This is a genomic window from Flavobacterium sp. HSC-32F16 (assembly GCF_024171645.1).
GTDB lineage: Bacteria > Bacteroidota > Bacteroidia > Flavobacteriales > Flavobacteriaceae > Flavobacterium.
This window is the reverse complement of record NZ_JALKAC010000001.1, coordinates 655,307-669,811: the sequence shown is the minus strand read 5'-3', so window position 1 is coordinate 669,811 and position 14,505 is coordinate 655,307. Positions and strand designations below refer to the sequence as shown.

Annotated in this window: 16 protein-coding genes; all 16 read left to right on the top strand. The window is 30.6% G+C overall.

The genetic code is table 11. The features are described 5' to 3' along the window. Positions 1-106: 106 nt before the first annotated feature. Positions 107-766, top strand: coding sequence for a hypothetical protein (locus L1276_RS02985; protein ID WP_253785292.1), 660 nt, complete (start codon positions 107-109; stop codon positions 764-766). Positions 767-1,125: 359 nt separating this feature from the next. Beyond that, positions 1,126-1,740: a hypothetical protein gene (locus L1276_RS02980; RefSeq protein ID WP_253785290.1), complete on the top strand. Its 615-nt coding sequence runs from the start codon at positions 1,126-1,128 to the stop codon at positions 1,738-1,740. Further along, positions 1,721-2,461 carry a hypothetical protein gene (locus L1276_RS02975; protein WP_253785288.1) on the top strand — a complete coding sequence of 247 codons (741 nt, stop codon included), beginning with the start codon at positions 1,721-1,723 and terminating at the stop codon, positions 2,459-2,461. The genes L1276_RS02980 and L1276_RS02975 overlap by 20 nt, the downstream gene beginning before the upstream one ends. A gap of 219 nt (positions 2,462-2,680) precedes the next feature. Then, positions 2,681-3,850 (top strand): hypothetical protein, encoded by a 1,170-nt coding sequence (locus tag L1276_RS02970; protein ID WP_253785286.1) that lies wholly within the window; start codon positions 2,681-2,683, stop codon positions 3,848-3,850. A 29-nt stretch (positions 3,851-3,879) separates the two neighbouring features. Beyond that, complete coding sequence (tssO, locus tag L1276_RS02965; RefSeq protein ID WP_253785284.1) at positions 3,880-4,392, top strand: type VI secretion system TssO; 513 nt, start codon at positions 3,880-3,882, stop codon at positions 4,390-4,392. Between the two features lie 47 nt (positions 4,393-4,439). Beyond that, positions 4,440-4,889, top strand: coding sequence for a hypothetical protein (locus L1276_RS02960; RefSeq protein ID WP_012025252.1), 450 nt, complete (start codon positions 4,440-4,442; stop codon positions 4,887-4,889). Positions 4,890-4,910: 21 nt separating this feature from the next. Next, positions 4,911-6,281 carry a DUF5458 family protein gene (locus tag L1276_RS02955; protein WP_253785282.1) on the top strand — a complete coding sequence of 457 codons (1,371 nt, stop codon included), beginning with the start codon at positions 4,911-4,913 and terminating at the stop codon, positions 6,279-6,281. Positions 6,282-6,380: 99 nt separating this feature from the next. Beyond that, positions 6,381-6,908, top strand: a complete 528-nt coding sequence (locus tag L1276_RS02950) for a hypothetical protein (RefSeq protein ID WP_253785281.1) — start codon at positions 6,381-6,383, stop codon at positions 6,906-6,908. 58 nt (positions 6,909-6,966) lie between these two features. After that, positions 6,967-7,680, top strand: coding sequence for a hypothetical protein (locus L1276_RS02945; protein WP_253785279.1), 714 nt, complete (start codon positions 6,967-6,969; stop codon positions 7,678-7,680). A gap of 12 nt (positions 7,681-7,692) precedes the next feature. Then, on the top strand, positions 7,693-8,124 hold the full coding sequence (locus L1276_RS02940) for a GPW/gp25 family protein (protein ID WP_253785278.1): 432 nt from the start codon (positions 7,693-7,695) through the stop codon (positions 8,122-8,124). A gap of 181 nt (positions 8,125-8,305) precedes the next feature. After that, positions 8,306-8,692 (top strand): type VI secretion system tube protein TssD, encoded by a 387-nt coding sequence (tssD, locus tag L1276_RS02935; RefSeq protein ID WP_012025247.1) that lies wholly within the window; start codon positions 8,306-8,308, stop codon positions 8,690-8,692. A gap of 153 nt (positions 8,693-8,845) precedes the next feature. After that, a complete protein-coding gene (gene tssD, locus L1276_RS02930) occupies positions 8,846-9,241 on the top strand; it encodes a type VI secretion system tube protein TssD (protein WP_253785276.1) in 396 nt (131 codons plus the stop codon). 37 nt (positions 9,242-9,278) lie between these two features. Next, a complete protein-coding gene (locus L1276_RS02925; protein ID WP_253785274.1) occupies positions 9,279-11,087 on the top strand; it encodes a type VI secretion system Vgr family protein in 1,809 nt (602 codons plus the stop codon). Positions 11,088-11,089: 2 nt separating this feature from the next. Continuing rightward, on the top strand, positions 11,090-12,919 hold the full coding sequence (locus L1276_RS02920; RefSeq protein ID WP_253785272.1) for a hypothetical protein: 1,830 nt from the start codon (positions 11,090-11,092) through the stop codon (positions 12,917-12,919). After that, a complete protein-coding gene (locus tag L1276_RS02915) occupies positions 12,894-13,334 on the top strand; it encodes a hypothetical protein (protein ID WP_253785270.1) in 441 nt (146 codons plus the stop codon). Before L1276_RS02920 ends, L1276_RS02915 begins: the two co-directional genes overlap by 26 nt. Before the next feature lie 566 nt (positions 13,335-13,900). Beyond that, complete coding sequence (locus L1276_RS02910; RefSeq protein ID WP_253785269.1) at positions 13,901-14,476, top strand: hypothetical protein; 576 nt, start codon at positions 13,901-13,903, stop codon at positions 14,474-14,476. Positions 14,477-14,505 lie beyond the last annotated feature (29 nt).

Below are 14,505 nucleotides of genomic sequence, written 5' to 3'. Positions count from 1 at the left end.
ATAAAAATAATAAGCTCCTTGACATATTGAAAAGAAAAGCCCAGCCAGCAAAAGTTTTTTGCTTTTGTTAGCTGAGGGAATTTAAGAAGTTAATAAATAAATTAGAATGGAAAGTTTAAATAAAACGTTTCTTGTTTTAATATTAATCATGATAGTAAGTTGTGTAAATAGAACAGAAAATATTGAAAAAAGTCAAACAGTAGATAATTACTCTAAAATCGATTTTAGTGGACATACTTTGTTTAAAGTTATAGAAACAGATTCTGGAAGAGTTTTATTTAAGCCATGTGGAGCAAATGTTGAAAAATTTAAAATCTATAAAGACAGTATTTTTCACAATTTAGGCCAAGAATATTATACACTTAATATATCTTCTAAAGAAGTATTAGAAAATGAAATTACTTATAAATTGATTTATAAATATAATTCAGAAAAACCTGAAAACTCTGATAGTATATTGAAAATCCAGCCTCTAGATAAAAAGCAAAAGTTTTGGAAAATTAATAATGATCTATACATTGATAGTGTTTTTGTTAGTACGATAAAAACCGTAAAAGAATTGCCTTGTGATGACGAGTGTTATGATTGCTCAGAAGAAAAAGATTTAGTGAAAAACGAAAAAACTGTAACTAATTGGAAAGTAAATTGTGAGAATGGAAATGCTAGTATGCAGATTGATGGTAAGAATGTTTCTCTAGAAATAATGTTTAATCAAATCTATATTGATATGGTCAAATTGAACAGAATAAATCTGAAAAAAGTATAACATATAAACTTAAAGAGAAACCTGAAGATTTAGGAGAGTTCGGAATAAAATTGGATTGGAAAAGTTTTATAAATGATAAACCTATTACTTGTTTAAAATTTATTAATGATAAAACAATTCATTTTTATTGGTATGGCTTTTACAACAATAAGAGTAAAAATAGAGAGTTTGTCGAATGCGGGTTTCTGCAAGAAAGTATTGAAAAGTTTGCAGATAAACATGTGGTTATGATGAAGTGCGATCTTTAGCACTTTAGTTAATAATTCTAAGATGCTCCTTGACATATTGAAAAGGAAAGCCCCGGTTAGCAAAAGTTATAGACTTTTGTTAGCTGAGGGAATTAATAAAAGATAAAGAAGATGAAAAGAATATTTTTTTCTTTGATAATTCTATTACTGGTTTCTTGTAAAAAGGAAGTAATAGTTGTGAAGGCAGTAAACAAGACAAAAGATACTTTAAGTATTAAAGACATTAAGTTTGTATCATTTGGGGATAAAATAATTTCACAAGATAATTTTATTAGCCAGATAAAGAATAGTACAGATATAGCATATATAAGAAAAAATCTATCGAAAATTAAATTTGATTATGATCAATTTAATGAGTGGGATTTTAATACTATTGAGAAGAAAAATATTGGAGATATTAGTTTACAGCTAAAAAGAGAAAAAGCAGATAATTCAGATGCTACTATTTGTACTCATATTAGTCTGTCAATTTATAAAAATAATAAAAAAGCTGACAAAATTATTATTTATAAAAATGAGAATTATTCAGAAGCATTAGTTGTAATAACGCGTTTTTTTTATATAAACTCTGATTTTGATTTATGGTTGTTAGATATTAATGAAGATGAAGAAGGTATTAATTTTAATTCTTGGAATCAATATAGGATTGATAAAAATAGTGGAAAAATTAATTTAATTAAGAGTATAAAAAATAATGAAATTTATAATGAAGAAAGTAATATTTAATTTCTTAATGGTAATAATATTGATTTCTTGTAATGATAAAAAACCAACAAATCATAATAATGTTGAAAAAAGAAATTACTCTAATAGACCAATTGTAGATAATGATAAAGAGAAATTAAGTAATAATTCCTGTTTAATGGATTCATTGAATATGATGACTACAGAATATGGAGGAATTAAATTTTATACTGAAAATAAGTTAAGAGGTGTTGGTGTAGTTCAATTATCAATTGATAAAGATCTTGAGATTTTAAATTTAGATGAGACCTTATATGGCAGCGTAAAATTGAAAAATAATACAGAGGAAACTTTTGATATTAAATTGCCAAAAAAAGTTATTGCTAGAGAAATAATTCCAAATACAGAATATAAAATATTTTGTTTCGATGCTGAGCAACCTGAAACTGATAGTGATTTTTTAATTATTTATATAAATAGCGAAAAAAGATTAGTTAGTAAGAAAGACTGTAAATATAAATTCCATTCATGGGAAGCATATATTAAAACTGCTTTTATTCATCTTACTTCAAATGTTGCGAACAGTTCAAAAGAGGAACAAAGGTATTATTATGAAGCTTTGAAGATTAAAGGAGACTCTATGAAAGTCAAGTCAGTTAAAAAAACATCTTGTGATTATGTTGAAGAATACAAAGATGTTACAAAATGGATAAAGTGGAAACAAAATTCATGTAAACTTATCATGTTTGATTTTTGTTACTAAATACAATAAAATGATAGCTATAAAACGTCTCTATTTTTAAATTAAAAATTAGTCCATGATGAAAGCTCAAAATCTGGCTCAGTGCGCGTAATTGTTGTTATTTAACCCGAAAAAGCTTGTTATAATAATATAAAATGCAATAGTAATAACTTAAAATATAACCAATACAAAAAAGAGAAACAATAGCAATCTCATTTCAAAATAAAAAAATATAGAATTATGATAGAAAAATTAAGTCATTTTCCCGTAAACTGGATTGATGGGATGAAGATAAATAAGAGTCATTTTTTATCTATTCAGGACAACGTTTCTGAGTTGGTAAATGATGCAATTGGTATTCATACCACGCCTATAAGTTATGGTCTGCTGGATTCTGGAAACCAAAATAAAGAGGCCACAAAAATCACTTTAGGAATTGATAATCACAAGCTGCTTCGCGTTCGTGTAGAAGAATGCCACGCCATAACACCAAACGGATCGAGAATCGAAATCAGTAAAAGTAATACGGACACATTAGACCTTCAGGTTCCGTATCCGGAAGATACTTATGAAATAAAAGAAGGCGAACAATTGGTTCTATTAGCTTGTATATCGGTTAATTCTAAAAAGAGAATTCCATTTGGCGAACCGGATCCTGATGAGGTGCCGCCAAGATATCCGTATACACAGCCGGATTATAAACTTCATTTAATTAAAGCCGAAGAATTCCGCTCAGGAATTGGATATGGTGGTTTTTATCTAGCCATTGGTAAGGTTCTTATTGGAGATACTACAATTTTGGATGAGGATTATATTCCGCCATCAGTAACGGTATCATGTCATCCAAAATTAGTTGATATGCAGGCGCAAATTGCACGTTCGTTTGGTCAGATTGAGATTTACTCGGTTCAGATTTCTCAAAAAATAAACAGAGGACAACAGGCAGGAGTTTTACCTCAAACTGTAATGCAATTGGCAGATAATACAGGATATTATTTAGGAAGTTGTTTAACACAGTTTCGCTGGTTTTCACTGCATCAGCATCCGGCTTCAATGTTAAGTACAGTCGTAGCGTTTGCCAGAGTGATGAAGAATTTTATCGATTCAAAATCTGGAGCAGGTAAAGAAGAGCTGCTAAATTATTTTGCCGAATGGTGTGATATCTCTCAAGGTGACTTAGAAATCATGTTTACGACTCTTATAAATGCTGGTTACGATCATGTACATATAGATAAAACTGCTTCACTTGTAATGAATGCTTTAACCAGAATAGAGAAATTATTCGAAACACTAAACAAGCTGGATTATATTGGTAAGAAGAAAGAAAACATCGAATTGTTTGTTGCAGAAACAGAGAAAAATGATATCATTCAGAACCCAAAACGTCATGGTTTCTTTATAAAAGACTAAAAAAATAAAATAAAATAGTAATATAAATTATGGAAGTATTAAATAAACAAGAACGCCAGAAAGCTTTTATCGCCTTTTTGATTGCTTTTACCCTGACTTTTTGTGTCATGCTGATTGCAGTTTCGTTCAATTTTTACATGCCTGTGGCAGAAAATAAAATGCTTAAAGCAGAAAATGAAATGATGAAAAGAGAATACGATTATCAAACTAATTTCTCCGTAAAAATTGACAGTATTAGAATGACAGTTGATTCAATCAATTCACCAAAAGTAGATAATGATTTTCAGCAGCGTCTGGCGAATGTTATGATTGCTAATATTTATCAGAAAGTACCCAAAGACACTACTGAGAACAAAAAATTATATAACAATGTTATTCTGGCCTACAAAAACATCATTGATTATAAAAAACAAATTAGAAGTCTTACGCACAATTCGCATTTAATAGACAGTTTGAACCAATCGGCTAAGACGTACAAAGAAGAATTAGAGAAAGTAAGCAGGGATCTGGATGTATGTCGCCAGATTTATCAAAATCAATAAATAGAAATAAAGAAATTAATAAACTAATCATTTAAAAATTTGAAATTATGTTGTCAAACTATGGAATTGGAGGTAATGAAGTAAAAATTGATGCAGATGAAGCGATCACTGCAATCCCTCAGAACAGAACACTTGTTGCTCAAAAATTAACAGTGGATGCTCCCGTAAAACCAGAATTGGTAGAAGGGATTACAAGCATTGAAAAAGCATTCGAACACTTTAAACCAGAAGTAAAAGTAAATTTTGAAACGGCTGACGGTGCAACTAAAGTTGAGCCTTTAAACTTTAAAAATTTAGGAGATTTTGGTATAAAAGGAATCACTACACAAAGCAGTTTTTTATCTGATCTTGAGACAGAAAAAGATCAGTATCAAAAAATTATCCGCCAGTTAAAATCAAATAAGATTTTAAAAGCCGCTTTAGAAGACGGAGAAGCGAAACAAGCTTTATTGGAAAGCCTTGGAGCATTGATCAATGAGTTAAAAGAGAACAAATAAGAAATTAAAATATTTTTAGATATGTCAAATAAAGAAGCATATAAAGGAGATCTGGATACAGCAGTATTAGAGCCTAAAGCAGTAAAAGGAATTTCAATTGAAAAAAATGTTGAAAAACTAGCTAAATACGGCGGTTTTGATTTATTAGAAATGGCAATTGAAGGCGTTCAGAATCTTAACCCAGAGAGAAAAGCAAGAAGAAAAATCTTTTTAGGTGAAGTAAATAAAGCTAAAGAAAGAGAAACACTTTTAAAGACTTTAGAACTTTGGACTTCAGTTTTAAGCAATAATGAAGCTTTAACTGATATGGTGGCGCAAAGCGAAGACAAATGCAAAGAATCTGAAGCTTTGTTACAAAAAAACCTTGCTAAAGCTGTTGAAGATACAAGAGAGATTGAGGCTGCTTACAGAACATTGGCTTTATTCTTTAAGAATACGGAAACGGATAAAGTAAAAAATGTTACGATTGTAAACGCAGAATTAGATCAGTTAAAAGATCTTGATAATACTCGTTTTATTGATGCTATTCACTCAGAATTAGTAGACAATTACGATCGTTTAGATCTTAAAAACAACTACGGTATTTTGGTGATTCCAGGATATTTAGGATCAAATAAAGTGATTGAAAAATGGGCAAAAATTGCACATGAAAATAAAGTAATGTTAGTTACAGATTTCGAACATCTTGACGAACCGGATGATGTAATGGAAATGTTTGATGCTGCTTCTTTAACTGGAGGAGATGTTTACCGTTCTAACGTAATAATGACTTGTAACTGGCTTGTTGGCCGCGGCAGATTTGATCAAATTGGAGAAAACGAAGATTTACACGTAGCGCCTTCTGCAGCATTAGCTGGAAAAATTTATAAAACATTAATGTCTCAGGTTACCGCAGGTAAGAAATTTGGAGGAATTAATGAAGTTGACGGAGTGAAATTTGATCTTAAGAAAAGCGAAATCGCTAATCTTGAAAACTTAGGATTGGTTCCAATGGTAAATGAATACGGAAAAGTAATGGCTTTTTCTGCTAAAACATTATTCAGCGGAGATAATTTAGGATTACAAACGTATTCTGTAGTTCGTGTTTTTGATTATGTAACTAAAGTATTAATGGATTTCCTTAATCGTCGTGCTTTCGAAAACTTTACTGCAAAAACACGTAAAGAAATTATGAATCAGATCGTTGCTTTCCTTGACGGAATCACTGGTCCGGATAAATTAATTGAGAATTTTGAAATCCGCAGATTTGAACAAGATCCAATTCAAAAAGACAGAATTTATATGGATATCCATATGAAACCTTATTTCCCTGCTAAAAACTTCCTTATTAAAATGGATGGTCACAAAGGTGATGACGGAACAGAATGGGATACAGATTACGAACAAAAATAATTGTACAGTAAATTCAAAAAAAGGAAACACGCTTTATGTGTTTCCTTTTTTAAACAAAACATTGATCTTTTGAATGATCAAACCAAATAATTCAAATTCATGAACGTACTTAAAATTTTACTTTTAGTCGGTTTGTTTTCAATTTCAAATTCGATTAAAGCACAAAAAGTAAATCAAATTGATACTTTAAGCTGCCCTATAACGCAAAATGATTTATTGCTTTCAGGAAAGTTATTTGCAAGTGCGGCACCAATTTTACTTCGTGTATATAATGAAGACTACGAATATGCTGTTTTTCAGTTAGGAAAAAGAAGAGGCAGTATTTATTTATATTTTAAAATTTTCACAGATAATGTTTGTGTGAAACAAGAACAACCATTGGAACTCTATTTTAAAGATGGAGGAATGTATATCCTCAAAAATACCTTCAAGGTAAATTGTGATGGAACTGCTGCACTGGAACTTACACGAAGAGACATAAAGAAACTAATGTCAAATACTATCAACACAATAAAATTTTTCACGCTGAAGAAAGACTATGAATTTAGTCCGACAGAAGTTGATAATCAAAATATAAAGTTTTATCTGCACTGTTTAAAACTCTATAAAGTGAGGAAAAAAAGATAATTTTTTAGTTGAAAGAAACTCAAACAACACTCAAGTATAATATCAAAAAAATCAAAATATGCCATTTCCGGAATTAAATCTTTCATTAGGACTTACAGATAACGACGGTTCTGTTTTTTATGCAGGAAACGGAGAGGGAAAAGTGATTGTAAGAACAGATTCTGCGCTAACAAAACACAGTATTAATATCATTATATCAGACCAGCAGATAGGATCTGTGTACTTGAAAACTCATTTTGAAGGTGCTGAAATTCCTGCCGAAATTGAAGTGCCAGCTTATCAAATGATTGTTACAGATGATAAAACAAATGAAAAAGAGATATATAAAGTTACCCGTGATACTTTTTTCTACAAACAGCAGACAAAGAAAAAAGGATTATGGAGTTTTTTTGGACTGAAATTTTTAGCACCAAAAAACTTTCTTTTTGAAAACATTCCGTTTGAGCCATTAAAAGAAGAAATGGAAACGTATGACATTTCTAGATACAGGAAATTAAATAAAGATGAACTCACTTACAGTTTTCAAAAAGACGAACAAAACATTCAAATTTTTGCCGGTGATATAAATACGCTGAAAGTCGAAAAAGGAATCAGCTATTTTGTAATTGTCGATGAAAAAAAAGGACAGCGCTTTATAGGTGACATACTGTATAGAGAAAAATTTCTAAAGCTTACACCTTCAGTAAAACTGCATCTTATTAAACGCAAACAGGTTTTTAAGGAAATCGAAACCGATAAAAAAGGTCGTACAGACAGATTGATTTATATTTAATAAATACAAAATATGAAAGGAGCATTTTACAAACTGCCTATAGATTTTAACAGCGTAATGCAGAAAAAAGAACTGGAGAAAACTTCAATCGAGCATTCTATTGCTCAACAGGTTATTTTACTGGCCACAACCACCTTTGGTGAATGTAAGTTTGACGAGACTTTTGGGTCAAAAATTTGGGAGATTGATTTTGATTTGCTGATGAATGAAAACACATTAAAAGAAATTATTTCAAAGACAATGAAGCAGTCTTTACTCTTTCACGAAAAAAGAATAAAAGTTAATGAGCTTAAGGTAGAATTGTCTGAAACAATGTATTTGGTAGATGATGTAAGCAGAGCAAAAAAGAAAGTTGATATAATTATTGAAGCCACTATTAAAAGTACAAACAGAAATTTTGATTTTAGAGGCTATTTTTTCGTTGGACCTTTATCATATAAATAGATTTTTAGTAATATTTTTATCTCATTTTATTTAAAAATAGTTGTTTTTTTATTTGTAAATAATTGACAGTTTGATAATTATATATTGTAAATAAAATTTTATTAAATAAATTATTATAATAAGATTTTATTTATATATTTACACCATAAATAAATAAATTAATAATTAAAAATTTTTCATTATGTCGTTTTTAACATCATTAACAGTAGCAGGAAAAGATTACAAAGTATTAAACGTAAGTTATGATTTAGCTCAAGAAACAGATGCTTCTGGGCGTCCATCTACGGTAACACGCGGAGGAAGAATCATGATCGAAGTTGAGTCAACTGGAAGTACTGAATTGTTTGAGTGGATGACTAACAATTTCGAAAGAAAAGACGGGTCAGTAAAATTCATCAAACGTGATTCAAATGCTACTTTAAAAGAGCTAAAGTTTACAGAAGCTTACATGGTTAAGTACAAAGAAAACTTTGATCATAACAGTGAAAATCCATTAACTGAAACTTTTATGATTTCTGCTCGTAAAATTTCGATGGGTGGAGGAGAATTTGATAACGCTTGGGTATAATCCTTGGACTTTATCAATTCTAATTAAGCTATTAAGGAAGTCCATTAATTGGACTTCCTTTTTTGTTTTATCTCGAAACATCTGGACTTTAAATTAATAAAGAACCAGGCTTTCAAAACACTTCCTAAATTTAATCATCTAATAAATCTACAAATGAGTTTTTTATCTAAATTACATATAGACGGCGAAGAATATAATGTTCTTGAATTTAATATTGGTTTTAAACAAGAAATTGATACAACGAGTAAACCTACTGGTAATGCTAAAGGGGGCGTTATAAAAATGGTTATTGAAGCAAGTCAAAATAGTCATTTTTTATCTTGGATGCTAAATGGAGATTTGACCAAAGACGGAAAAATTGTTTTTTACAGAAGAGATGCTTTAAGCAAAATGAAAGAGCTTTCGTTTACAAAAGCATTTTGTGTTGGTTATGATGAGCAGTTTACAAGCACTACCGAAATACCAATGAGAATTACTATGGAATTAGTAGCAAAAGAATTGACTTTTGGAGATGCTAAATTCTCAAATAATTGGATTGCTTTAGATTAATTGTTAAAAGCTAACTAAAAAACAAGAACGTATTATTATGGCACATTTTTCAGAACAAGTACATATAACTGTAGGAAGTTTTACCCAAAACGTTGTTTATTATGATTTAAAGCTATCTCAAAAAATGGCTGATCATCATCATTTTTCTTTTGTTTGGCAATATACAGGTAAAGCTGTAATTAATCCAGCCGATCAGGCTAAGGCACTTAGAAGCTATCTTGGAGACGAAGTAATTTTTACTTTTAAAAGCCTTACAGGAATCAGGTTAATGAGTAAAGGTATTATTACGCAACTTTCATCGATTGATGTTGATGGAAGCCCGGCAGGATTACACGTTTCTGGTGTAAGTCACAGTATTGTTATTGATGATATGAAAAAATCAAGAACATTTAAGGATCGTAGCATGGATGATATCGTACTGGGAATTTTTGCTGAAGGACCGGGAGAATTTTATCAAAGAGATTCTATTAAATCAACTTATCTTAAAGAATTTAAAAACCTTTTACAATATAATGAAACTAGTTTTGAGTTTCTAAAAAGAATTGCCGCACGTTATGGACAGTGGTTTTATTTTGACGGAATGCGTATGCAGTTCGGACAAACAAAAAACAGCCAGACCAAACTTATAAATGGTGCTTCACTGCATAGCTTTAAAATACAGGCAAACATGGCTTCGCACAAAATTTCGTTGAATGGTTTTGATTATAAAAACGTAGCGACTTTTCGTGATGCTGCTGCTAAGACTTCATCCGGAAGTAAAGACAGCTTTTCGGCTATTGTAGGTTACAATCAGGGAACTGTAGCAAATTCTGATTTGAATAATGGAATTTACACTGCAAATGCCACAAATAAAGAAGAACTGGATGAAATGATAAAACTTCAAACTGCGGGGAGTGATGCCAACAGTGTGTATTACAGCGGTACTTCTTATTTTCCAATTGGTCTTGGACAGGTATTTACCATAGTAAACCAAACTGTAGCACATGAATTAATTGCTATTGAGGTTACTCACCATTCTCAGGTTCACGGAAATTATTCTTGTGAGTTTAAAGCAATTCCAGCAGATGTAGCAGCACCGCATTATACGGATGTATTTATTTATGGTAAAGCGGAAACGCAGCCTGCGCAGGTAAAAGATAATAATGATCCTGAAGGATTAGGACGTTTAAGAGTAGAATTTTACGGAGCAAGCGGTACAGCAGTTACAGATTGGATAAGAATGGTACAGCCTTATTCTGGTTCAGGAAAAGGATTTTACTTTGTTCCTGAGATAGGAGAAGAAGTTTTAATTGGTTTTGAAGGCAATAATGTCCAAAATCCTTACGTAATTGGCGCACAATATAATGGACAAGACTCAAGTGGTTATGCTGATGCACAGAATAATGTAAAAGCAATTCATACTAGAAGCGGACACGTAATAAAATTTACAGAAGAAGAAAGTATCGTAATTGCTGATAAAAACGGTAACGAAATAGTATTAGATACTGTAGGAGGTAATATTACAATTACAGCAAACAACACAATTGATCTAAATGCACAAAACATCAATCTTAATGCTTCTCAAAATATTAGTGTAAGTGCTGGGATGAATATTACGGAAACTGCTGGAGCTGATAAAATGAGTATGGTAGGTATGATGCTTAATACTACTGTAGGAGGGGATCATATGCTTAACGTTACAGGAAATTTTGTGGAAGTCATTACAGGAAATAAAAACTCTCAAATTGAAAAAGATCGAATTAAGAGCAGTAATGGAAAGATTGTAACGAATAGTCAAGGAACAAACGAGTTTCATTCAGAAAAAGAGGTTCAAAATAATTCAGCGGAAAAAACTATAAGTTATTAATTATGAGTAAAATTTCAATAGTTGAAGGTGATATATTTGAAGTTGTAGGGGGAAATGATGTGTCCTATGCTAAAGCAGAGATAGTAAATAGTGGATCAAATGTAATTCAGGTGGGTAAAGAAAATGGAATTGTTCATGGTACAAATAAACAAGCACCATTCATAGAATTTGATACGCAAATTGCTCTGGTAGTAGAATTTGAACCGCTTGCAAGTTATGATGGAGAGTTTGGATTTGATTGGCTAAAATGTGATGATTCTGATAATGTTTTAAAAGTTCAAACTGATGATATAGTTAATTTGGAGTATGTTTTTGATGATTTGAAACAAGAATATATATCTGTATCAACAGATTCGAGTATCGTTAATAAAATAAAGCGAGAATACAAAAAGATTCCTTTAAAGCTACCCTATTATACCCCTTGGTTAAGCCTACTTCAAATTAACCAGGAGATTAAGCTTAATATGATTTGTAAACCAGTCATTTCAGGTGAAGATATAACAAATGAGGAGGTTTCTTTTAAAAAAAATGATTTTTATGAAGTTATAATTGATGGGCAAATAAATGAAAATATTAAATATAAGCCAGATGGGAAACCCAAAGAGATTATAATTAAATGTATATCATCAAGTAAACAAGTTGATATTACGGCAATAGATAAAAATAAAAAGGAAGTTGGACAAATTATTGCAATAGATAATACTAAGGCTTTTGATTTGCCTATTAGGTTAGTTTGTGTCGTAAAAGATACTCCAAATAAAGAAGCCGAAATTTCAAAACTAATTTCTGATTTCAAAACCGATAATATAGAAGGCTATCTAAACAAGAATTCTTTAAATCAAGCTTTAATAAAAACAGCTGTAGAAATAGATAGCAAATATCACATTGCATTTGATGAAACAGATTGGAACGGTACTTTTTATAATAAAGCAGGAAATTATTTTACCAATAGAAAAGATTCAGCTGGAGGAAAAGTTTCTTACATAGATGATAATGAAGATGAACAAAAGAATGCGCAATATGAGCATATTCTGGATAAATTTTTAAGAGATTATAAAACAGCTTTTGAAGCTGACGGTAGAAAATTTAGAGGCATTTTATTGTTTATTACGAATATTAAAAAAGATCCAAATGATAAAGAAGGTGGCGTTAGTAGAACTAAACCTGTTAACTTTAGAGAAGCAATTGTTTTCGAAACTAATTTAAAAAATAAGTCAACTTATGCACATGAGATTGCGCACGCTTTAGGTTTAGAACATACTTTTTGGAGTGATATTAATGATATTGATGAATTAGCAAAAAATGAAAAAAGTTTAAATGATTTAAAAAATAACATTAAATCTAATGAAAATGCTAAGGCAGCAAATATAAATGCTAAGAAAGCAAATGACGAAAATATTAGAAAAAATTCCTCGACAAAAAGATCCAATGAAGAAATTATAAAAAAAAGGCAAGCAGAAATAGATAAATGGACTGCAGAGATGAACAAAACAACTTATCCATATAAAAGAGAAGCTAAAATAAGAATTGATGATTTAAAAGCTCAAAATAAAAAAACTAAAGCTATTAACGATGAAATAGATGAAATTACAAAAAGGAATAATAAAGCCAATGATGATATTAAAATTTACAATGAAAATATTGATAAATCATTAAAAAAGCAAAATGATAATTTTGATGTTTATAAAAATAACAAATATAAATTCATCAAAAATTCGACTCTCAACATTATGGATTATTCATCCAAAATAAACATCTATGCTAGCTGGCAATGGAGGATAATTCAAAATGATATAAAAAGTTATTATGGAAGTACAACTGAAAATAAATAGTTTTATGAAATCAATATTTCTTATATCAATATTTTTTTTAAATTTCTGCAGTGCTCAACACAAGATTGAAAAACCTCCTAGACCGAAGAAGGAATTAGAAAATATAAAGCCAACTCATAATATACAAAAAGGGCATCTCATATTAAGTTTAGGAAAATTAAACCAAAATGAAGATGATTTGTATTGTTGGGATATGGATGGTAAATGTAATATAATTGATGGTAAAATTACATTATACAATTCTAGTATAGCAAAAGGAGATAATGCAAGCGTAACTGAGCGTCTTTACGCAGAAGGCGAATTCTTGGAGGGAAAATATCAAGGGATTTGGAAGTATTATAATGAGAAAGGAAAAGTTATCAAAAGAGAAAAATGGGATAATGGAAAATTGATTTATAGAAAAGAGTTTAAATAAAAATTGTAGTTCTGTTATCACGAGCGAGACGCTCGCGCCAGCGGGGGTTAATATTACCGAAACTGCCGGGGCTGATAAAATGAGTATGGTAGGTATGATGCTTAATATAACGGTTGGTGGAGATCATATGCTTAGTGTTAGAGGTAATTTTATGGAAAATATTTAAGGTAATTTGGAGTCACATACTGCAAAAGAGAAACAGGAGGTAGCAAGTAAAGAATATACTATGCAAAGTTCGGAAGAGCATGTTTCGGTAAAATCATCTAAAGAAGTACAACAGCATAGTGGAGAAAAAACTAAATCTGCGTAATTATGTCAAGAATACGAATAGTTGGAGGAAGCTAACAAACAAGTAAAGGAGCTACAACCATAGAAGTTCTTGACGGACATTTTAAATCTAATGCTGCTAAAGAAAATAGATGGGTTGGAGAAGAAAATGGTAATACATATCATAATGTATAGCTCCTGAGAATAAGAAAGAAGAAAATAAAGTTTGTGTTTGTAAGATTTCAAAAAAAGCCACGAATTTTAAAACCTTAATTGAATTAGTTAAACAGGCTGAGGAAATGCTGATTCAAAATGGCCAAGATGATATGGGGAGTAGGATAAACACTTTAAGAGGTATTTATTATGGAACAGAGTGGAGCTTAGATTACAGCGTTGAAAAAAGTAGTGCTCGAAATTTTGCTTTTAATAGATATACTGGTTGTAACGTAGATGCTGATGCAAGAAAAGTATTAAAATGTAGTGAAGATTGTAAAGCAAATTTATATAAGTCTTTATTTGATTCGCCAGAAGTTTTTGAAAATCAATATAAAGCTGTAGATTTTGGGCATTTAATTATAGGATTAGATTCAAGAAGAGGCTGGAGAGCAAGAAACGTTTCAATTCCGACACAAGGAGGTACCGGTTTAGAGTTAAATAATTGGGTTGGAGATCTGGGAGGAGGGACAGCTAATCTTTCTTTACAAAGAGTTACAAAATCTAAAAGCAGAGCAAAAACTCTTTTTCCTGTGGGAGGTCATAGTTATGGGGCAATGGTAAATTTGGAGGGAGATGTTGCTGCATATGTTGTTGGAATGGATGAAAACAGCCCAAATAAAATATCAGATGCAACAGATTATTTTAAAAACAATTCATGAAGCGTAAAGGATTATTTTGACAAAAAATG